The sequence below is a fragment of the Streptomyces sp. ISL-36 genome (genome assembly GCF_018614205.1).
In the GTDB taxonomy this organism is placed as follows: domain Bacteria; phylum Actinomycetota; class Actinomycetes; order Streptomycetales; family Streptomycetaceae; genus Streptomyces.
In genome coordinates, this window is sequence record NZ_JAGGOS010000026.1 from 1 (window position 1) to 20,328 (window position 20,328).

Here is a 20,328-nt window from a genome sequence, read left to right on the forward strand (position 1 = left end):
GCTCGGCCTCGCCCGCGGCGCCACGGGCCTGGCCCGCGAGCCGGCCGAGCTGCTGCGCGACGGCGGACTTCTTCCGCTCGGCGGCCCGTCGGCGTTCGGCCAGCTCCTCGACGAGTGCGGCGGCGGCGCGGCGGCGCTCGGCGGCCTCGTGCTGGGCGGCGGCCAGCTCCTCGCACCGCACGGCCAGCTCCGCCAGCTCGGCCGCCGCCTCGTCGACGGACGCCTGCACCTCCAGGAGGCTGGGCGCCCCGGCGGAGCCGCCCTGGGCGAAGTGCGCGCCGAGCTGGTCGCCTTCGGCGGTCACGGCGGTGAGGTGCGGGTGCGCGCGGACGAGCTCCTCGGCCTCCTCCAGGGTCCCGACGACGACGATCCCTTCGAGCAACCGGCGTACGGACCCCATGAGTTCCTCGGGTCCCCGGACGAAGGAGACGGCGTGCGGGGCACCGGCGGGGGTGGGCGCGGGCGCCGGGCCGGGTGCGGCCGGGGGCGCGGGGAGAGGCACGGGCGCCGGGCCGGGGGCTGCCGGGGGCGGGATCTCCGCTCCGGTGAGCAGCAGGGCCGCGCGGCCCGCGTCCTGCTTGCGCAGCAGACGCAGCGCCTCGACCGCCGAGGCGGGGCCGGAGACGGCGATCGCGTCCGCCGCGGCGCCGAGGGCGGCCGCGAGGGGGATCTCGTACCCGGGGGTGACCGTGAGCAGTTCCGCGGCCGGGCCCAGGAGTCCGGTGAGGTCGTCCCGGGCGCCGAGCAGCGCGCCCGTCCCGTCCTTGCGGCGCAGCCCCAGGGAGAGCGCCTCGTGCCGGGCCCGGGTGGCGGCGCTGCGGCGGTCGGCCTCGGTGGCGGCCTCCCGGGCGGCCGTGAGTGCGGCCTCCGCCTCGGCGAGGTCCCGGCGGGCGTCCTCGTACCGCTCCCCCAGCTCCGTGTCGTCGGCGTCCAGCCCGTCGACCTCGGCCTTGAGCTGCTCGTACTCCTCCTGCGCGGCGACCGCCCGCTCCTGGGCCTCGTCCCTCGCGGCGGCGAGGCGGTCGATCTCGGCCTGGGCGGACGCGGCGCGCGAACGGGCCGCGTTCACCTGGCCGTGGAGCCGGGCGAGCCCCTCGCGCCGATCGGCGATGGCGCGGGCGACGTCCTTGAGCCTGCGCTCCTCCACCGCCAGCTCGCGCTCCAGTTCGGCGCGGTGCGTGACGGTGTCCTCCAGGGCCCGCTCGGCCGCTTCCAGCGCGGCCTCCAGCTCCGCCTCCTGCTCGCGGATACGGGCGGCCTCGCGCTCCATGTCCTCCGGATCGCGTCCGCGACGCTCCTCGGGCGGCTGGGCCGTGGCGCTCTTCACCCGCGCGTCGGCCAGTGAGACGGTGCCCCGCACCCGCTCGGCGAGCTGGGAGAGTTCGTACCAGGTCTGCTGTCCGCGCTGGACGCGCGGGGCGAGCCGCCGCACCTCGTCCTCGAGTTCCGCCTCGGTCGCGAGCGCCGCCTTCAGCTCGCGCTCGGCGCGCTCCTTGCTCTCCTTGAGCGCGGCCTCGTCGGCGACCTCGGCCTTCAGCGCCTCCTGGAGCCGTACGAGATCGTCGGAGAGCAGCCGCAGCCGGGCGTCGCGCAGATCGGCCTGGATGACGGCGGCCCGGCGGGCGACCGCGGCCTGCCGGCCGAGCGGTTTGAGCTGGCGCCGCAGTTCGTCGGTGAGGTCCTGGACGCGGGCGAGGTTGGCCTGCATCGCGTCCAGCTTCCGCAGCGCCTTCTCCTTGCGCTTGCGGTGTTTGAGGACGCCGGCCGCCTCCTCGATGAAGGCGCGGCGTCCCATCGGGTCGGCGTGCAGGACGGAGTCGAGCTGTCCCTGGCCGACGATGACGTGCATCTCGCGGCCGATGCCGGAGTCGGAGAGCAGATCCTGGATGTCGAGCAGCCGGCAGGTGTCGCCGTTGATCTGGTACTCGCTGCTGCCGCCCCGGAACATGATCCGGGTGATGGTGACCTCGGCGTAGTCGATGGGCAGCGCGCCGTCGGAGTTGTCGATGGTGAGCGAGACCTCGGCGCGGCCCAGCGGCGGCCGGCCGGTGGTGCCGGCGAAGATGACGTCCTCCATCTTGCCGCCGCGCAGCGACTTGGCGCCCTGCTCCCCCATGACCCAGGAGAGCGCGTCCACGACGTTGGACTTGCCCGAGCCGTTCGGCCCCACGACGCAGGTGATTCCGGGCTCGAACCGCAGCGTCGTGGCGGAGGCGAACGATTTGAAACCGCGGAGGGTCAGGGCCTTGAGGTGCACGCCCCCGGACTCTACCGGGGCGGGTGCGTTTCACCCCCGAAGGTGCAGGGCACACCCTCCACCAAGGCCGGAGAGAGTGGTGGGACGAGGGGGGCGCAAGAAAGAAGGGACGCCGAAGCGTCCCTTGCATGTCCAGCCGTGCTGGCGAGAGTGTTTCTCACCCTGGCCTGTGGGCTGAGGCCTCAGGTGAGCGCAGGCTCCGCCTGGGGAACGTCGAGGTCAATGCTGTCAAGCAGCGACTCTCCGTGCTGAGCGGCGGCAGCGTTGAGCGCGTCGTTCTCGGACTGAATCCGTACAAGCTCGGACTCGAGGTCCTGGACGCGCTGCTGAAGCCGTCGCATCTCGGCGAGGAGTCGCGGGTCGGAGCCGCCGACGTAACCGAGAAGCGCCTTTGCCATGATGGATGGTCCTCCACACTGAGTGACCGACCGAAGCGGTGTGGGTCGTGAGGGAATCGCACCCGCGGTGCTCGGCAGCTCTTCTTGTCGTGCCGGATTTACTGCCAAACAGCTAAGGTGCGCGGGGCTTCCAGAGTCTCACCAAAAAGTTTGACGGTCAACACGATCACGCCCCGCATCAAGGGGCGACCGGGGGGCTGCGGCCGCGGAACAGGCGGCGGCGCCTCTCGACTCGGTGCCTCAGGGGCTCTGGAGATCATCCTTACGCGCCACGCTCGCCAAGGCAAGCCCCTCTCGGCAACGACCAGGTCATTTTCGCTTCAGGGGGCCGTCGTCGAACGTCCGCCCGGGGGTCTCTCAGGCCGCCGGGCGGAGCTCGGCCGACAAGATCGTCAGCGGACCGCGAAGCCGTCGTAGCCGCCGCGCGGGGTGTCCCAGATCTCAGTGACTCCGTCGACCCGCCCGGGAGTGTCGCCGGAGCGGAGCCAGGCGAGCAGACGGTGGCAATTCTCACTCGACCCCTCGGCCACGACCTGGACCCGCCCGTCGTCGAGGTTGAGGGCGAAGCCGACGAGGCCTCCGATCTCCAGTGCGTTTGCCCTGGTGAACCAGCGGAAGCCCACTCCCTGTACTCGGCCGCGCACCCAGGCGGTCAGCCGTACGTCTTCGTTCATGGCTGCACGCTAACGGCCTGATTGCCTGAGGAGCACACCACCCCCGCGCGTCATGGCGTACAGTCCCGACCGAATGAGCCTCACCCGTTCGGGCGAGTCGCGTTCGACCGGGCCCGCGAGGGCCCGCAGAAGCAAAGATCAGCAAAGCAGGTCGTCAGGAAGGCAGGGCATATGGGACGCCATCGCAAAAGGCGCGGCGTGCCCGTGCGCACCGGGCTGCTCGGCGCCTCCGCCGCGGTGGCGGTCGGCGCGGTCGCCCTCGCCTCGGGCCTGCTGCCCGGCGGGGACACCTCCACCGTCGGCAGCGCCGGCTCCGAGAAGCAGCAGCAGATCCATTCGCGGCAGGCTCCGGAGCTGACGACGCAGGGCGGTTCGTCGGCGACCCCGACGAACCAGTCGTCGGGCTCGGCCGCGGGGGCCGGAAAGGGGAACGGGTCCGGCAGGGCCTCCTCCCCCTCCTCGACCCCGTCCGCGGCTCCGTCGAAGACGCCGTCGAAGACCCCGGCGCCGAAGCCGTCGAAGACCGCCCCCACCGCCGCGCCGAAGAAGCCGGTCGCCAAGCCCACGCCCAAGCCCACGTCCAAGCCCACGTCCAAGCCCACGTCCAAGCCCACGCGTACCCCTTCCCGTACGCCCACGCGCATAGCGCCGCCGAAGCCGGTCCCGACGACCGAGAAGCCCGTCGTGCGCGCCCCGGCCCCGCCGGTGGTCTCCCGCGACGCGGCCGTCGAGGCTGAGGTCGTCCGCCTGGTCAACGCCGAGCGGGCCACGGTCGGCTGCACGCCGGTGCGCTCCGACGCCCGGCTCGCGGCGCTGGCGAACGCCTTCAGCGAGGACATGGCGAACCGCGGCTTCTTCGACCACACCGACCCCGACGGAGCGACGCCGTGGGACCGCGCCGCCAAGGCCGGCATATCGGGCATGGGCGGGGAGAACATCGCCCGTGGCCAGGCGGACGCCGCCGCCGTGATGTCGGCATGGATGAACAGCGACGGCCACCGCGCGAACATCCTGAACTGCGACTACACGACCCTGGGGGTCGGCGTGCACTTCGCCGACGGCGGTCCGTGGTGGACGCAGGACTTCGGCTTCTGAGCCGTTCGGACATGAGGAGGGCCCCGTCACCGGTCGGTGACGGGGCCCTCCTCATGTCCGTGCGAACGGCCGGCTCAGGCAGCGGCCTTTCCGGCCGCGAAGGTGCGGGCGGTCTCGGCGACGCGGCGGCCGAGGTGTTCGGCGGTGGCGAGGTCGGCCTTGTGCACGCCCTCCGGGCCGAGGTCGTTGTGGGTCTGCGCGGCGGCGCCGGAGAAGAAGCCGAGGCGGTTGATGTCGTTCTCGGAGGCCTCGGTGGTGTTCCAGCCCGGCTTCAGGCCGAGGTTCACCCAGGTCATGCCGTGCTGGGCGGCGAGGGTCTGGAAGAACTGCAGGGTGTGGAGCTTGTCGCCGCTCTTGGAGGCGGAATTGGTGAATCCGGCGGCCAGCTTGTCGATCCAGGCGTCGGTGAACCAGCGCTTCGAGGTCTCCTCGGCGAACGCGTGGAACGCGCCGGAGGCGGTGCCCATGTAGGTCGGCGAGCCGAAGACGATCGCGTCGGAGGCGTCGAGCAGCTCCCACTGGGCGTCGGTGATCTCGTCGACCTTGATCAGGTGCACGGTGGCGCCGGTCTCCGCGGCACCGGCGCGGACGGCATCGGCGACGACGGCGGTGTGGCCGAAGCCCGAGTGGTAGGCGATGGAGACGACGGGCGTGGTCATGGTGGGACTCCTCATCGGCGGGGGAACGACAAGAAGTAGAGCACTAACTTTCAGATAGTGCAATCCCCGAGGTAGCGCCTGCTGACAGTTAGCGCTGTGCCCGCGTATGGTAGAAGGCATGACTGACGACCTCGTGTTCAACGTGTTCGCCCGCGCCTGCACCTCGCGCGAGACGCTGGAGCATGTGACGGGTCGGTGGGGTTCGCTCACCCTGGGGGCGCTCCACGAGGGCTCGCTCCGCTTCAACGAGCTGCGCCGCCGGGTCGACGGGGTGAGCGAGAAGATGCTGTCGCAGACGCTGCACGCGCTGGAGCGCGATGGGCTCGTCCATCGCGAGGCCCAGCCGACGAACCCGCCGCGCGTCGACTACCGGCTGACGCCCCTGGGGCGTGAGATCGCCGAACAGCTGCGCGGCCTGATCGACCTGGTCGAAGGCCGGATGCCGCAGGTGCTCGCGGCCCGCGAGAGCTACGACGCCGGGCGCGCGCCCGCGGCGATGTGAGGGGCGGGCCTCGTCGGACTGGGACGGGCGGGCCTCGCCGGACTGGGACGGGCGGGCGCCCTCAGACCGTCGCGCGGGGCGGTCGCTGGCAGCGCGGGCAGAAGTAGCTGGACCTGTTCATCCAGGGCCGGCGGCGCATCGGCGTACCGCAGCGGCGGCACGGCTCGTCCTCGCGCCCGTAGGCGTCCAGGGACCGGTCGAAGTAGCCGGATTCGCCGTTCACATTGACGTAGAGGCTGTCGAAGCTGGTCCCGCCGGCGGCGAGGGCCGCGTTCATGACGTCTCGCACATGGCCGAGGAGTTCGGCGGAGCGCGGCCGGGTGAGGCTCGCGGTGGGGCGTTCGTAGTGCAGCTTGGCGCGCCACAGCGCCTCGTCGGCGTAGATGTTGCCGACCCCGCTGATCAGCGACTGGTCGAGCAGCGCCCGCTTGATGGTCGTACGGCGCAGGCGCAGGGCGGCCTGGAAGGCGGCGTCGTCGAAATCCGGGTCGAGTGGGTCACGCGCGATGTGGGCGATGACGTCGGGCAGACCGTCGGGGGAGTTCTCGTGCAGCGAGAGCCCGCCGAAGGTGCGCTGGTCGACGAAGCGCAGCTCGGTTCCGAGGGCGTCGTCGAAGCGGACCCTGATGCGCAGATGCTTCTCGTCCGGAGCGCTCTCGGGCTGGACGAGCAGCTGGCCGCTCATGCCGAGGTGTCCGAGGACGGAGAAGTCGCAGTCCGCGAGGGGGATCCAGAGGTACTTGCCGCGCCGGCGGGCCGTTCCGAGGCGGTGCCCTTCGAGCCGGGCGGCGAAGTCCGCGCCGCCGGCCGGATGCCTGCGCACGGCCCGCGGGTGGAGCACCTGGACCTCGCCCACGGTCCGCCCGTCGACCCAGCGCTCAAGACCGCGCCGTACGACCTCGACCTCGGGCAACTCGGGCACGGGACTCCTCCACGGGGGTACGGGAACGACCTGGGAAGCCTACCGCTCGGGCGCCTCCCGCCCCCGGCCCGGTCCGGGCCCGGGAAAGGGCCGCGGGAAAAGCGACGACCCCGCCCCGAGGGCCCGTGCGGGCCTGGGGCGGGGTCGTCAGGAAGGGGTGGGCGTCAGGCCGAAGCCTGGTCCGCGGCGGAAGAGATGTCGGCGACCTCTTCCGTTGCCGTCACCGCGGCGGCCTTCGCCGCCGCCACGCGCTCGTCCGCCGCCGCGCGGATCGCGCGCCATGCGGACTCGGCGGCCTGCTGCTCCGCTTCCTTCTTGCTGCGGCCGGTGCCGGTGCCGTACGAGACACCACCGACGCGGGCGGCAGCAGTGAAGATCTTCTCGTGGTCCGGGCCCTCCTCGGAGACGAGGTACTCCGGAACACCCAGGCCCTCGGCCGCGGTCAGCTCCTGGAGACTGGTCTTCCAGTCCAGACCCGCACCGAGGTTCGAGGACTTCTCGATCAGCGGGTCGAAGAGCCGGTGCACCAGCTCCGAGGCCGCGTCGAGGCCTTGGTCGAGATAGACCGCGCCGATCACCGCTTCAAGGGTGTCGGCGAGGATGGACGCCTTGTCCCGGCCGCCCGTGCCCTCTTCGCCCCGGCCGAGCCGGATGAAGGAGCCGAGTTCGAGGCCGCGGCCGACTTCCGCCAGTGCACGCGAGTTGACCACCGCGGCCCGCAACTTGGCCAGCTGGCCTTCGGGCAGGTCGGGGTGGGTGCGGTACAGCGTGTCCGTGACCACCAGGCCGAGCACGGAGTCCCCGAGGAACTCGAGACGCTCGTTGGTGGGCAGACCGCCGTTCTCGTACGCGTACGAGCGATGCGTCAGCGCACGCACCAGAAGGGCGGACTCGAGCTGATACCCGAGCCGCCCTTCCAGAAGCGTGTGGGACGAGGCATTGTCCGTCTTGTTGTCCGTCTTGGGGGACTCAGACATTGCGCCTCTCACCAGCCACTCAGACCGAGAGGACCTGGCGCTTGTTGTAGGTGCCGCAGCTCGGGCACGCGATGTGCTGCTGCTTCGGCTCCTGGCAACGCTCACACGAAACCAGGGTGGGGACCGCAGCCTTCCACTGCGACCGGCGGTGGCGCGTGTTGCTGCGCGACATCTTCCGCTTCGGAACAGCCACGGCTACTTCTCCTGCTTCTCGTCGACGCCCGCTTCGGCGCCGCTCATGTTGTCCTTCTCATCGGTTCCCAGCGAACCGGCGAGTCCCTGCAGTGCCGCCCAACGGATGTCGACGGCGTCATGGTGGTGGTCCGGGTGATCGTTCAGGTTGATTCCGCATTCGGAACACAGACCCGCACAGTCCTCCCGGCACACCGGCTGCATCGGCAGTGCGAGCACCACCGCATCACGCAGCACGGGTTCGAGGTCGAACATGCCGTCCTCGAGGGGGATCACGTCCTCGTCGGCCTCGGCTTCGTCGTCCGCGGCCGCCTTCGAGCGGCCCCGGTCGTCGGAGTCGGGGTACGAGAACATCTCCTGGAAGTCCACGTCGAGCTCGAGCTCGACGGGCTCCAGACACCTTACGCACTCCCCCTCGGCCGATGCACGGGCGGTGCCTGTGACAAGCACCCCTTCCATGACCGACTCGAGACGGAGATCAATCTCCACGGGCGCGCCTTCCGGCACACCGATGACCCCTTCGACGCCGAAGTCGCCGGGGGCCGAGACCGAGCGGGAGAGCCGCTGCAGGGCACCAGGACGCCGCCCCAGCTCGTGTGTGTCGAACACGAGGGGGTTGCGGTGGTCGAGGCGCGTGCTCAGGGCTCTTCCTGCTTTCGGATCGTGAGGGGGCTGCCGTGTGTTCGAATCGAGAGACGAAGCGGGCAGCGCGGATCGCGGACTACGCGCGACCGAAGAGCCAGGATACTGGACGCGTCGCTCAGGGCCCAATCCGGCCTTCGCGAGGGCCGCTCACTGCCCCTGGCCGTGCCCCTGCTCGTACTGTCGCAGCTGCTCCAGGTCGATCATGCTCGTGTCGAAGAAGCTGGTCTCGTCGAGTGCGGCGGCCTGCGGCTGCTGGACGTGCGGCTGCTGCTGTTCGTAGCCGTACTGCTGCTGGTAGGCGTACGGGTCGGCCTGCTGCGGCTGCTGGTACGCGTAGGGGTCCTGCTGGTACGCGTACGCCTCCTGCGGCTGCTGGTACCCGTACGGGTCCGGCTGCTGCGCCGGGATCTGCGCGGCCTGCTGCCGCACCGGCTCCGGCTCGGCCAGCTCGGCGAGTCCGGCCAGATAGTCGGCGTCGCTGGTGTGCACCGTGCCGCCGGCCGCGTCCTGGGCCGCCATGTGCGCGCCGAGGTCGTCGGTGGCGATCCGGCCGTGCAGCTTCTGCCGGCCGCGGCCGACCGCCTCCAGGGTCTTGGCGAGAACGGCCTCGAAGGCGCCCAGCTTGGCGTCGACGTACTCGTCGGCCCGGTGGATCAGGGTCTGCGGGTCCGCGCTGTACTCGGGGGCGTCCTCGTCCGCGTAACCGTTCCGGTCGAGCCCCGGGCCGCGGCCGAGCAGCTTCTCCCGGCCGCGGTCGACGGAGCCGATGGTCTTGTTGAGGACGACCTCGAAGTTGGCGAGCTTGGAGTCGACGTAGTCGTCGGCCTCGGCGCGGATCTCCTCGGCCTCGCGGCGGGCCTCGGCGAGGATCCGGTCCGCCTCGTCCTGGGACTGGCGGGCGACCTGGGTGTCGGAGATCAGCGAGCCGCGCTCGGCGTGGGCGGCCTCGATGATCCGCTCGGCCTCCTGCCGGGCCTGCTCGACCATCTGCTCCCGCCCACCGAGAAGCTCCTGGGCCTGGGCCAGGGAGCCCGGCAGGGCCTCCCGTACCTCTTCGAGCATGGCGAGCAGCTCGGCGCGGTTGACCACGCAGGACGCCGACATGGGCATGGAGCGGGCGTTTGTGACCGTCGAAACGATCTCGTCGAGCTTCTTCTGCACGTCCACCGGGTGCTCGCCACTCTCTACAGCTGGATGGAGACGGACGGGACGACTGTAAGGGCAGTTGTCCCTCCGCCGACACCGGATGACGGTCTGTCAGCGACCGTGGCTCGGGGTCACGCCCGACTCGCCGCCGGCCCACCGCCGAGGCGCGGCCGGGTCACTGCTGTGTGCGCTGCTGGGCGAGGCGCTCGGTGAGCCGGCCGAGGACGGCCTGCGGCACCAGGTGGGAGACGTCGCCGCCCCAGGCCGCGACCTCCTTGACCAGGGAGGACGACAGGAAGCTGTAGGTGGGGTTGGTGGGGACGAACAGGGTCTCGACGCCGGAGAGCCCGTTGTTCATCTGCGCCATCTGCAGCTCGTAGTCGAAGTCGCTGACCGCGCGGAGCCCCTTGACGATGGCGGGGATGTCGCGCTGCTTGCAGAAGTCGACGAGGAGGCCGTGGAAGGACTCGACCTCCACGTTGCCGAAGTCGGCCGTCACCTCGCGGATCAGCTCGATCCGCTCGTCGACGGTGAACAGTCCCTTCTTGGACTGGTTGATCATCACCGCGACGTGTACGACGTCGTACAGCTTGGAGGCGCGGGCGATGATGTCGAGATGTCCGTTGGTGATGGGGTCGAATGACCCCGGACAGACGGCGCGGCGCAACTTGGGTCCCTCGCTCTCCGGTCCGGTCATCGTGCGTCTTCGCACGTAGAGGCGGCGCGACCGTACCAAAACGTTCCCTCGCCGTAGCGACGGGCCCGCAGTGGCTCGAAACCGGCCGGCCAGCCGAATTCCCCGCCTCGGGTGCTGCGCTCCACGGTGACGACGGCGTCGTCGCTGAGCCAGCCCCCCGAGCGGAGTGTGAGCAGGATCTCGCGAAGATCGTCGTCCGACACGGCGTACGGCGGGTCGAGGAAGACGAGGTCGTAGGGGTCGGCGGGCGCCGGACCCGTCACGATCTGTTCCGCTTTGCCGGTGCGGAGTTCGGCTCCGGGCAGTCCGAGCGCGCGGATGTTCTCGCGGACCGTACGGGCGGCGCGGGTGTCGGCCTCGACCAGGAGGGCGTGGGAGGCGCCCCGGGAGAGCGCCTCCAGACCGACGGCGCCCGAGCCCGCGTACAGATCGGCGACCCGGGTCCCGTCGAGGGTCCCGAGGAGCGACTGCCAGGTCGAGAAGAGGCCCTCGCGTGCCCGGTCTGAGGTGGGGCGGGTGCCGTTGCCGGGAGGCACGGCCAGTCGGCGTCCGCCGGCCGTACCGGCGATCACGCGGGTCATCTGAGGTCCTCGTCCTTGTCGGAGATCGGTGTCTCCACGATATGGCCGGTGGGAGCGGGCCGGTGTCACCCCTTGTCGAGGAATTCCTCCCGCTCCTTGTCCAGGAGCGCGTCGAGGGCGGTGCGCAGCTCGGGGTGGTCGGTGAGGTCGGGGTCGGCGAGGACGACGGCGGTGGCCTCCTCGCGGGCGGCGGTGATGACCTCCTCGTCGTCGATGACGGTGAGCATCCGCAGGGAGGAGCGGACGCCGGACTGGGCCTGGCCGAGGACGTCTCCCTCACGGCGCTGTTCGAGGTCGATGCGGGAGAGTTCGAAGCCGTCGAGGGTGGAGGCGACGGCGCCGAGCCGCTGCCGGGCCGGGCTCGCCTCGGGCATCTCGGTGACGAGAAGGCAGAGGCCGGGGGCGGAGCCGCGTCCCACGCGGCCGCGGAGCTGGTGGAGCTGGGAGACGCCGAAGCGGTCGGCGTCCATGATCACCATGGCGGTGGCGTTGGGGACGTTGACGCCGACCTCGATGACGGTCGTGGCGACGAGGACGTCGACCTCGCCGGCGGCGAAGCGGCGCATGACGTCGTCCTTGTCGTCCGGGTGCATCCGGCCGTGCAGGACCTCGATGCGCAGCCCGGCGAGCGGGCCGGCCGTCAGCTTCTCGGCGACCTCCAGGACGGCGAGCGGCGGACGCTTCTCGGCCTCGTCCTCGGCGGAGGACTTCTTCTTCTCCTTGGGGTCGTCCTCGCCGTCACCGATGCGCGGGCAGACGACGTACGCCTGGTGTCCCTTCTCCACCTCCTCGCGCACCCGCTCCCACGCGCGCGTGAGGAAGTGCGGCTTGTCGGCGGCCGGGACGACATGGCTGGCGATCGGCGAGCGGCCGGCGGGCAGCTGGTCCAGGACGGAGGTCTCCAGGTCGCCGAAGACGGTCATGGCGACGGTGCGCGGGATGGGTGTCGCCGTCATGACGAGCAGGTGAGGGGGCTGCTTTCCCTTGCCGCGCAGGGCGTCGCGCTGCTCCACGCCGAAGCGGTGCTGTTCGTCGACGACGACCAGGCCCAGGTCGTGGAACTTCACCTTGTCCTCGATCAGGGCGTGGGTGCCGATGACGATCCCTGCCTCGCCGGTGACGAGGTCGAGCAGCGCCTGGCGCCGGCCGGCGGCTCCCATCGAACCGGTGAGCAGGACGACCTTGGTGGCGTGCTCGGCCCCGCCGAGCATCCCTCCCTGGGCCAGCTCGCCCATCATCTCGGTGATCGAGCGGTGGTGCTGCTGGGCGAGCACCTCGGTGGGGGCCAGCATCGCGGCCTGTCCGCCCGCGTCGACGACGGCGAGCATGGCCCGCAGGGCCACCATCGTGTTGTGCGTCACGGTGAAGTGATCGGTCACGTAGGCATGGCTCGGGTCGGCGACGCTGATGCACTGGACCGGCTTGCGTCCCACGTACTCGACAGCCCGGATCTCCCGCATGAGGGTGTTGTCCGTCGGACGGGGGCGCATGCGGCGCGCCTTTTGGGCCAGCCCGAACGGAACGTACTCGTCGGGCAGCGCGATCGAGACGTTGAACGCGGCCTTCTTCGGCAGCACGCGGGCCCGGCCGCCGAGGGACCGGACGAGCCACGCCACATCGTCGGCCAGCCTTCGTGAGGCCGAGCAGAACGACACGCTCAGCCCTTCGGGGTCCACGGTCCCGTCCGTGTCCATGAGCCCCTGCAGCACAGCGAGGCGGTTCTTGATCGACGTGTTCTTGAACACGAGGGGCAGGAACTTGTCCTGCGAGGTGACTCCCCACAGGCCGAGCGAACTCAGCACACCGATCACGGGATCGCGCCGGGTACCGCTCTGGGGGCCAGGCAGCCCGAGGGTGTGGTCGCTGCGTGAGCCGGGGACCGGCATGACGGTGTGATCGGGAGCCAGGATGGAACGGACCGCGGCAAGAATCTCGTCGTCGGCCGTCGAGAGCCGCAGATCGTGCCGGAAGGATCCGCCCCCCAGGAGCAGTCCGAACAGGTAGGGGTCCAGTGGCGGCGACGTGCCGTCGGAGAGGTCCACCGGTGTGGCCGCCGGGATGTGCCACTTCGGGGAACCGTCGGCCGTGCACATGTCTCCGCGGATCTCGCGGGTGGTCATCACCTTCGGGGCCCCGCCGCGGTCCCGTGCGCTGCTCGTTCCCACGATCCACAGGTGCTCGTCATCGCACTCGACGGACGTGTCGTCGAAGAACACCAGGCGCCAGACCTCCCGCTCGCCCTGCGGGAAGACTCCGTCGACGAGGGCGATGTCGCCCCTGGGCACCACGACTCGGTCGCCGACGGAGACCTCTCCCATGGGCTTGAAGCCCTCGGGAGTCAGTACGAGCGAGTCGAGGGGCTGTGCCTTGCCCGATCCGACCTCGCCCTGGAGGAGGCGGTGCATGGGGTGTTCGGTGGCGAGGTCGTCGAAGATCTCCTTGGAGACCTTCTTCTGGCCGTCGGTGAGGGTGAAGGGGAGCTTGGCGTCGAAGGCGTCCAGGAGCCCGTCGGGGGCGGGTCTCCGGGCGACGGCGGGGAGTTGGGTGTCCGCGTACCGGCGGCGGGCGAGGGCGACCTGGAGGACGAACGCCTCGTCCCACTTCAGCCGCTGCCGGGCGTCCTCGATGTCCGCCCTGGTACGCGGGCGGTGCACCTTCACGAGCGCCTCGGGCAGGTCGGCGAGGCCGCGTCCTTCGCGCAGGGCGGGCGGCAGCGGGTCGGCGAGCCCGGCCCAGCCAGTGGCGGCCAGGGAGTCCAGGGCGACGGAGACGGACTGCTCGATGGTCCAGGACTCCAGCTGCTTGCAGGCGGGGTAGATCGGCAGCAGTTCGCTCGCGAACGCCTTGACCGTCTCGTCGCTGCTGTCCGCGTCGAGGAGTTTGTACTCGGGGTGGGAGAGCTGCAGCTTGCGGTTGAAGACCCCGACCTTGCCGGCGAACATCCCGCGGCGGCCCGGCAGGAGCTCCTTCTGGTGGAAGTGGACCGACCGGCCGAAGAAGACCAGCTGCATCCGGCCGCTGCCGTCGGTGATGGTGACCTCGAGCCGCTGGCCCTTGCCCCGTCCGCCCTTGTTGAAGGTCAGCACGCGGGCGTCGGCCACCTGCGCCACGACCGTGACGTGCTCGTCGAGCGGCAGCTCGGCGAGGCCGGTGAGCTCGCCCCGCTCGGCGTACCGCCGCGGGTAGTGGTGGAGCAGATCGCCGACCGTGTGCAGGTCGAGGTGGTCGGCCATCACCTTCGCGGTGGCGGCGCCGAGCAGGTTCTTCAGCGGGTCACCGAGCAGCACGGCGGCTCCCCTCGGGCAGCTTCTTCAGTGGTTCGTCGAGCGCAGACACGCGATCCATTGCACACCACCGCACCGACAGCCGTCCCGCAGGCTGTGGATATCGCCTGGTCACGTCGGCGCCGTGGCGGCGTGAGGGCTCCGGCGGCGGGCTACTCGACGCCGATCAGCAGCGCGGGCGCCCCAGCGCCGGCGTGGTACGTCGCCGTGTCCACCGCCAGGTACGTCTCCCGCACATGGCGCTCCAGCTCGGCCGCCAGTGCCGCCGGCGTCTCGTCCGCGACGATCAGGGTCACCAACTCGCCGCCCGCCGACAGCATCCGGTCCAGGACCGTGCGGGCCGTCGTCGTCAGGTCCTGGCCGATGACGGCCACGTCGCCCTCGATCAGGCCGAGCACGTCGCCGGCCTGGCAGACGCCTGCCGAGGTGAAGGACTGGGCTTCGGCGACGGCGAGTTCGGCGTAGCGCGTGGCGCCCGCCGCCGCCGTCATCGCCACCACGTCCTCGTCGAAGCGCCGCTCCGGTTCGTGGACGGCGAGGGCCGCGATGCCCTGGACGGCCGCCCGGGTCGGGATCAGGGCGACGCGGATCCCCTCCGCGCGGGCCTGCTCGGCCGCCGCGCCCGCCGTGTGCCGCAGGTCCGTGTCGTTGGGCAGGAGCACCACCTCGCGCGCGTGCGCCCGCCGGATGGCGTCGACGAGCTCGCCGCTGGCGGGCGGCTCCCCCGGCCTGGCCAGCACCGTCGTCGCGCCGGCCTCCTCGCACAGGCCGGCGAGCCCCTCGCCGGGGACCACCGCCACCACTGCGCGCTGGGCCTGCTCCCGTACCTCGGAGGCACCCGAGAAGTGGGTGATGCGGATCCGGTACGGCCGGCCCGCCTCCACGCCCGCCTCGACGGCCGCGCCCGCGTCGTCGACATGGACGTGGACGTTCCACAGCCCGTCGCCGCCGACGACGACCAGGGAGTCGCCGAGCGCGTCGAGCCGCCCGCGCAGCCGCTCCACGGCCGCGTCCTCGGCCTCCAGGAGGTAGATCACCTCGAAGGCCGGTCCGTCCTCCGCCTCGCACGCGTCGGCGCTCACGGCCGGCCGGTGCGGTGCCCCGGCCGGCCGCACCTGGGCCTCGCCCGTGACGACCTCGACCAGCGCTCCGAGGACGGCCACCAGGCCGCGCCCTCCGGCGTCCACGACCCCGGCGCGTTCGAGCACGGCCAGTTGTCCGGGGGTCGCCGCCAGGGCGCTCCTCGCCCCCTCGTACGCCCCCCTGGCCACCGCCACGAGGCTTCCGCCCCCCACGCACGCGTCGGCGGCGGCTCCCGCCACGGTGAGGATCGTTCCTTCGACGGGGTGCGCGACGGCCTCGCGGGCCGCCCGGGCGGCCGCCGCCAGCGACCGGGCGAGGTGATCCCCGTCACGCCCGTCGGCGAGCACGGAGGCCATGCCGCGCAGCAGCTGCGACAGGATCGTCCCGGAGTTGCCGCGGGCACCGATCAGGGCGCCGTGCGCCATGGCCCGTATGGCGTCGGTGGCGTGGGGCTCCTCTGCCGCGAAGACCGCCTCGACCGCCTGGGCGGCGGATTCCACGGTCAGATAGAGGTTGGTGCCGGTGTCCCCGTCGGCGACCGGATAGACGTTGATCGCGTCGATCTCCTCGCGCTCCCTGCCGAGCGCGTCCAGCGCCCGTACGCACCAGGATCGGACCGCTGCGGCGTCCAGGGTCTGCGCGGTCTGCGGCAACGGGGGATCCTCCTGTAGATGGCGGTCGCACCGCAGGTTAGCCCCGCTCGTGACCTGGGCCGGGGACGGGGGCGGCGCTCGCCATGGTAGTTTCGTTCTACGGGAGCAGCCGTTGTATGCTGCTTCGGTTGCCCGGCGAGAGTCGGGCCATTCCCCCGGCAAGCCACTTCAGATCTCTGATTCCGGTGCGCCGGATTTCACTGTAAATCTGAAGTCTTTGGAGTGACCCGTGGCTGCCAACTGCGACGTCTGCGGCAAGGGGCCGGGCTTCGGCAACAACATTTCGCACTCGCACCGCCGTACGTCTCGTCGCTGGAACCCGAACATCCAGCGTGTGCGTGCCGTGGTCGGTCGGACGCCGAAGCGGCTCAACGTCTGCACCTCGTGCATCAAGGCCGGCAAGGTCTCGCGCTAACGCCGACGTTTCGTCGTAGCGCAGCCCCTGCGGTTGCCTTGAAAGGCCGGTTCACCTCGGTGAACCGGCCTTTTGCCATGCCCGGAAACAGGACCGGAAGCCTGACCGGAAGCCTGACCGGGAGCAGAACCGGAAGCGGGCCTGAACCCAGGACCCGGGTCCAGGCCCGCGAGCGGACCGCCGGGCTAGCGGAACCGCCATCCGTGGTCCACCGGGCCGATCCCCGATCCCAGCGCGAAGCCGGCGGCGATCGCCCCCGTCACGTACTCCTTCGCCTCCCGCACCGCCTGCGGCACCGGCCGTCCCTTCGCGAGTCCGGACGCCACCGCGGAGGCGAGCGTGCAGCCCGTGCCGTGCGTGTGCCGGTTGTCGTGCCGCGGCGCCCGCAACCAGTGCTCCTCGGTGCCGTCCGTGAGCAGGTCCACCGCCTCGCCGCCGGTGGGCAGGTGCCCGCCCTTGATCAGCGCCCAGCGCGGTCCGTACGACAGGATCGCCTCCGCCGCGACCCTCATGTCGCTCTCGTGCACGACATGGACGCCGGTGAGCTGGGCCACCTCGTCCAGGTTGGGCGTGGCCACGGTCGCCACCGGCAGCAGCTCGTTCCGTACGGCGTCCAGCGCGGAGGCCGCGAGCAGCGAGTCGCCGTGCTTGGAGACCCCCACCGGGTCGACGACCACCGGTGCGTCCGTTCCCGCGAGCAGCTCCGCCACCGTCTCCACCAGCGGGGCCGAGGACAGCATGCCGGTCTTCACGGCCTGGACGCCGATGTCGTCGACGACGGCGCGGTACTGGGCCCGTATCGCCTCCTCGGGGAGCTCCCAGGCGCCGTGGACACCCTTCGAGTTCTGGGCGGTGACGGCGGTGATCACGCTCATGCCGTGGACGCCGAGGGCGAGCATCGTCTTCAGGTCAGCCTGGATGCCGGCGCCGCCGCCTGAGTCGGACCCGGCGACGGTGAGCACCAAGGGGGGATTCACTGGTTCTCCCCGAAGTGGTCCCAGCCGCCCTTGCTGTGCCAGGGCGCCCCGTCCACGGTGACCTGCGGCAGCGCGGAGGGGTTGAGCACCTCGCCGATGACCTTCCAGCGGGCCGGCAGCTTCACGTCCGGCGGGAAGGTGGCCACGATGGCGTGGTCCTCTCCCCCGGTGAGCACCCACTGCAGCGGATCGACGCCGACGGCCTGGCCGATGTCGTGCATCTGCGTGGGGATGTCGATGAGTCCGGACCGCAGGTCGATGCGGACCTTGCTGGCCTCGGCGATGTGGCCGAGGTCGGCGATGAGTCCGTCGCTGACGTCGCACATGGCGGTGGCGCCGAGTCCGGCGGCCGCGGGGCCCGCGTGGTAGGGCGGTTCGGGTCGCCGGTGGGCCTCGACGAAGGCGCGCGGGGAGCGGAAACCCCGGGAGAGGACGGCGTATCCGGCGGCGGACCAGCCGAGCCAGCCGGTGTACGCGACGACGTCGCCGGGCTGGGCGCCGCCCCGGGTCACGGGGTCGTGGTTGCGCAGATCTCCGAGGGCGGTGATCGCGACGGTGATGGTGTCGCCGCGGACGACGTCGCCGCCGACGACGGCCGCGCCGGCGACCTGGCACTCGTCGCGCAGACCGTCCATGAGCTCGGTGGGCCAGGTGACGGGGAGTTCGGCGGGGACGACGAGGCCGAGCAGCAGGGCGGTGGGGACGGCGCCCATGGCGGCGATGTCGGCGAGGTTCTGCGCCGCCGCCTTGCGGCCGACGTCGTACGCCGTCGACCAGTCGCGGCGGAAGTGACGTCCTTCGAGCAGGATGTCCGTGCTGGCCACCACGCGCCGGTCCGGTGCGGAGACGACCGCGGCGTCGTCGCCGGGCCCGACCCGTACCGCCGGGGTGGAGGTGAGCCGGGATGTGAGCTCCCTGATGAGCCCGAACTCCCCCAACTCGCCGACTGTGCCCTTCACCGCGTCTCACCTCGTGTTGTCATGCCGGCGCGCGGGTCGCTCTGCGGGTCGCGAGCCGTCACTGCGCTGGGTACCGTCAAGTAGACCGTCAACTTCTGTCGTGCGTACGCCACACCGTGGACGCCTCGGGGCGTGCAGGTCTCCCCGCGGCCCACGGCGACGCGGTACCGTGGCGAACCTTTCATCGGGTTCTCTCCCCCAATGATCCTCGTGGCCGCCCTGGAGGTTCCGTGGTACAGGCGTACATCCTTATTCAGACCGAAGTGGGCAAGGCGTCGACCGTCGCCGAGACCATCTCCAAGATCCCGGGCGTCCTCCAGGCGGAGGACGTGACGGGTCCGTACGACGTGATCGTCCGCGCCCAGGCGGACACGGTCGACGAACTCGGCCGCATGGTGGTCGCCAAGGTCCAGCAAGTGGACGGCATCACGCGCACCCTCACCTGCCCGGTCGTCCATCTGTAGCCCCCGTCTACCCTTGGCCGGTGATGTCTTCCCACCGGCCCTTCGGCCTGCCCGTCGCCGCCGCAGCCGTGCTGCTGCTGACCGCCGCGGGCTGCTCCTCCACGGACGCGAAGGCGTCGGTCCCGGTTCCCAGCCCTCCGGCGGAGGAAGCCGCCTTCTGCCAGGCGCTGGCGAAGGAGCTTCCCGACACCGTGGCGGGGCTGGAACGGAACGATCCGGAGCCTGACTCCGAGCTCACCGCCGGGTGGGGGGACGCGGCGATCGTACTGCGCTGCGGCGTCCCCCGGCCCGAAAAGATGACCGACCCCCAGTCGCAGGGTGTCTCGGTCGACGGCGTGCGCTGGATGGTGGAGCAGCGGGAGGGCGGCGGACCCCGCTTCACCTCGGTGTACCGCAAGGCGTACGTCGAGGTGACGCTGGACGAGCGGTACGTGCACGATGCCGCTCCGCTCGTGGATCTCGCCGCCCCCGTGAAGACGGTCCCGTGCGCTCTGGAGCCGGAGTGTGACTAGCGCAGGCCCGTCGAGCGCGTCAGCGCGGCCTGGATCAGCCGGTCGACGAGCTCGGGGTAGCCGACGCCGCTCTCCTGCCACATCCGCGGGTACATCGAGATCGGCGTGAAGCCGGGCATGGTGTTGATCTCGTTGATGACGAAGTCGCCGTCCTCGGTGAGGAAGAAGTCGGCGCGGACCAGTCCCTCGCAGGAGACGGCCTCGTAGGCGGCGACCGCCAGACGCTGGACCTCGGCGGTGGCCTCGTCACCGATCGGCGCGGGCACGATCCCGGAGGCCGAGTCGATGTACTTGGCCTCGAAGTCGTAGAAGTCGTGGTCGGTGACCGGCGGGATCTCGGCCGGCACGCTGGCGCGCGGCCCGTCCTCGAACTCCAGGACGCCGCACTCGATCTCACGGCCGCGCAGCAGCGACTCGACGAGGATCTTGGGGTCGTGGCGCCGGGCCTCCTCGATGGCCTCGTCCAGGCCGGAGAGGTCGTCGACCTTGGTGATGCCCATGGAGGAGCCGCCGCGGGCGGGCTTCACGAAGAGCGGCCAGCCGTGGTCGGCGGCGAACTCGACGATCTTCTTGCGGGCGGCGGCGGGGTTCTGCTCCCACTCGCGGGGCCGGATGACCTCGTACGGGCCGACGGGCAGCCCGAAGGAGGTGAACACCCGCTTCATGTACTCCTTGTCCTGGCCGACGGCGGAGGCGAGGACGCCCGCGCCGACGTAGGGGACGCCGGAGAGCTCCAGGAGCCCCTGGAGGGTGCCGTCCTCGCCGTACGGGCCGTGCAGCATCGGGAAGACGACGTCGACCTCGCCGAGCGCCTTGGGCACGGCGCCGGGCTCGGTGTACACGACCTCGCGGTTGGCCGGGTCGACGGAGAGGACGACCCCGCCCCGTTCCGACTCGGTGAGATCGGAGACGTTCGGCAGGGAGCGCTCGGCGATGGCCATCCGCTCGGGGGCGTCGGCCGTCAGCGCCCAGCGCCCGTCGGTGGTGATGCCGATGGGCAGCACGTCGTACTTGGTCCGGTCGATGGCGCGCAGGACGGCACCGGCCGTGACGACGGAGATGGCGTGCTCGGAGCTGCGTCCGCCGAAGACGACGGCCACGCGCGGCTTGCGGGGGCTCTGGGTGTTCTCGCTCATAACGCGTTGAGCGTACCTTGCGCTTCGGGTGCGCTTAAGAGCCCCGGCCCGCCGCGCGCGTCGGGCCCTACGAGGCGGTCGGCGAGGCGGTCGGCGGGGC

21 protein-coding genes are annotated in these 20,328 nt (G+C 71.4%); 5 read left to right on the top strand and 16 right to left on the bottom strand.

Annotated elements, in window-relative coordinates; translation table 11 throughout:
* The 3 genes from J7E93_RS07080 to J7E93_RS07090 all read right to left on the bottom strand — a co-directional run.
* The coding region (locus J7E93_RS07080) for an AAA family ATPase (RefSeq protein WP_215066518.1) at nt 1–2,257 on the bottom strand (2,257 nt) is incomplete at its 3' end.
* A 182-nt stretch (nt 2,258–2,439) separates the two neighbouring features.
* The gene (locus J7E93_RS07085; RefSeq protein ID WP_215066520.1) at nt 2,440–2,655 is read right to left on the bottom strand and encodes a hypothetical protein; all 216 of its coding nucleotides are present in this window, start codon (nt 2,653–2,655) and stop codon (nt 2,440–2,442) included.
* A 392-nt stretch (nt 2,656–3,047) separates the two neighbouring features.
* Complete coding sequence (locus J7E93_RS07090; RefSeq protein WP_215066522.1) at nt 3,048–3,329, bottom strand: acylphosphatase; 282 nt, start codon at nt 3,327–3,329, stop codon at nt 3,048–3,050.
* Between the two features lie 198 nt (nt 3,330–3,527).
* Here J7E93_RS07090 and J7E93_RS07095 point away from each other — a divergent pair, with 198 nt between their 5' ends.
* Entirely contained in the window at nt 3,528–4,424 is an 897-nt protein-coding gene (locus J7E93_RS07095; protein ID WP_308367973.1) for a CAP domain-containing protein, read from the top strand.
* A 74-nt stretch (nt 4,425–4,498) separates the two neighbouring features.
* On the opposite strand, the gene J7E93_RS07100 is transcribed toward J7E93_RS07095, so the two are convergent.
* The gene (locus tag J7E93_RS07100) at nt 4,499–5,083 is read right to left on the bottom strand and encodes a flavodoxin family protein (protein WP_215066525.1); all 585 of its coding nucleotides are present in this window, start codon (nt 5,081–5,083) and stop codon (nt 4,499–4,501) included.
* A 118-nt stretch (nt 5,084–5,201) separates the two neighbouring features.
* Between J7E93_RS07100 and J7E93_RS07105 the strand changes: the two genes are divergently transcribed.
* Nucleotides 5,202–5,585, top strand: a complete 384-nt coding sequence (locus tag J7E93_RS07105; RefSeq protein ID WP_215066527.1) for a helix-turn-helix domain-containing protein — start codon at nt 5,202–5,204, stop codon at nt 5,583–5,585.
* Nucleotides 5,586–5,646: 61 nt separating this feature from the next.
* Here J7E93_RS07105 and mutM read toward each other — a convergent pair whose 3' ends face one another.
* From mutM to J7E93_RS07150, 9 genes are all read right to left on the bottom strand, one after another.
* Nucleotides 5,647–6,507, bottom strand: coding sequence for a bifunctional DNA-formamidopyrimidine glycosylase/DNA-(apurinic or apyrimidinic site) lyase (gene mutM, locus J7E93_RS07110; protein WP_215066529.1), 861 nt, complete (start codon nt 6,505–6,507; stop codon nt 5,647–5,649).
* Nucleotides 6,508–6,671: 164 nt separating this feature from the next.
* The gene (gene rnc / locus J7E93_RS07115; protein ID WP_215066531.1) at nt 6,672–7,484 is read right to left on the bottom strand and encodes a ribonuclease III; all 813 of its coding nucleotides are present in this window, start codon (nt 7,482–7,484) and stop codon (nt 6,672–6,674) included.
* Nucleotides 7,485–7,503: 19 nt separating this feature from the next.
* Complete coding sequence (gene rpmF / locus J7E93_RS07120) at nt 7,504–7,677, bottom strand: 50S ribosomal protein L32 (protein WP_030496967.1); 174 nt, start codon at nt 7,675–7,677, stop codon at nt 7,504–7,506.
* 2 nt (nt 7,678–7,679) lie between these two features.
* Nucleotides 7,680–8,318, bottom strand: coding sequence for a DUF177 domain-containing protein (locus J7E93_RS07125; RefSeq protein WP_215066569.1), 639 nt, complete (start codon nt 8,316–8,318; stop codon nt 7,680–7,682).
* A gap of 150 nt (nt 8,319–8,468) precedes the next feature.
* Nucleotides 8,469–9,488, bottom strand: a complete 1,020-nt coding sequence (locus J7E93_RS07130; RefSeq protein ID WP_215066533.1) for an ATP synthase F0 subunit B — start codon at nt 9,486–9,488, stop codon at nt 8,469–8,471.
* A gap of 154 nt (nt 9,489–9,642) precedes the next feature.
* The gene (coaD, locus tag J7E93_RS07135) at nt 9,643–10,134 is read right to left on the bottom strand and encodes a pantetheine-phosphate adenylyltransferase (RefSeq protein ID WP_215066571.1); all 492 of its coding nucleotides are present in this window, start codon (nt 10,132–10,134) and stop codon (nt 9,643–9,645) included.
* A 26-nt stretch (nt 10,135–10,160) separates the two neighbouring features.
* Nucleotides 10,161–10,745, bottom strand: a complete 585-nt coding sequence (rsmD, locus tag J7E93_RS07140; protein WP_215066535.1) for a 16S rRNA (guanine(966)-N(2))-methyltransferase RsmD — start codon at nt 10,743–10,745, stop codon at nt 10,161–10,163.
* A 65-nt stretch (nt 10,746–10,810) separates the two neighbouring features.
* Nucleotides 10,811–13,978: a helicase-related protein gene (locus J7E93_RS07145; RefSeq protein ID WP_251066183.1), complete on the bottom strand. Its 3,168-nt coding sequence runs from the start codon at nt 13,976–13,978 to the stop codon at nt 10,811–10,813.
* A 203-nt stretch (nt 13,979–14,181) separates the two neighbouring features.
* A complete protein-coding gene (locus J7E93_RS07150) occupies nt 14,182–15,765 on the bottom strand; it encodes a DAK2 domain-containing protein (RefSeq protein WP_215066537.1) in 1,584 nt (527 codons plus the stop codon).
* 229 nt (nt 15,766–15,994) lie between these two features.
* On the opposite strand from J7E93_RS07150, the gene rpmB reads away from it, so the two are divergent.
* Nucleotides 15,995–16,180, top strand: coding sequence for a 50S ribosomal protein L28 (gene rpmB, locus J7E93_RS07155; RefSeq protein WP_003957616.1), 186 nt, complete (start codon nt 15,995–15,997; stop codon nt 16,178–16,180).
* Nucleotides 16,181–16,365: 185 nt separating this feature from the next.
* Here the strand turns inward: rpmB and thiD are convergent, their stop codons facing one another.
* Both thiD and J7E93_RS07165 read right to left on the bottom strand, forming a co-directional pair.
* Nucleotides 16,366–17,181 carry a bifunctional hydroxymethylpyrimidine kinase/phosphomethylpyrimidine kinase gene (gene thiD, locus J7E93_RS07160; RefSeq protein ID WP_215066575.1) on the bottom strand — a complete coding sequence of 272 codons (816 nt, stop codon included), beginning with the start codon at nt 17,179–17,181 and terminating at the stop codon, nt 16,366–16,368.
* On the bottom strand, nt 17,154–18,116 hold the full coding sequence (locus tag J7E93_RS07165; protein ID WP_215066538.1) for a thiamine-phosphate kinase: 963 nt from the start codon (nt 18,114–18,116) through the stop codon (nt 17,154–17,156). Before J7E93_RS07165 ends, thiD begins: the two co-directional genes overlap by 28 nt.
* Nucleotides 18,117–18,346: 230 nt before the next feature.
* On the opposite strand from J7E93_RS07165, the gene J7E93_RS07170 reads away from it, so the two are divergent.
* Both J7E93_RS07170 and J7E93_RS07175 read left to right on the top strand, forming a co-directional pair.
* The gene (locus J7E93_RS07170) at nt 18,347–18,580 is read left to right on the top strand and encodes an Lrp/AsnC family transcriptional regulator (RefSeq protein WP_059252806.1); all 234 of its coding nucleotides are present in this window, start codon (nt 18,347–18,349) and stop codon (nt 18,578–18,580) included.
* 23 nt (nt 18,581–18,603) lie between these two features.
* Nucleotides 18,604–19,092 (top strand): DUF3515 domain-containing protein, encoded by a 489-nt coding sequence (locus J7E93_RS07175; RefSeq protein ID WP_215066577.1) that lies wholly within the window; start codon nt 18,604–18,606, stop codon nt 19,090–19,092.
* Here the strand turns inward: J7E93_RS07175 and J7E93_RS07180 are convergent.
* Complete coding sequence (locus tag J7E93_RS07180) at nt 19,089–20,228, bottom strand: D-alanine--D-alanine ligase family protein (RefSeq protein WP_215066540.1); 1,140 nt, start codon at nt 20,226–20,228, stop codon at nt 19,089–19,091. The genes J7E93_RS07175 and J7E93_RS07180 overlap by 4 nt on opposite strands.
* Between the last annotated feature and the right edge of the window lie 100 nt (nt 20,229–20,328).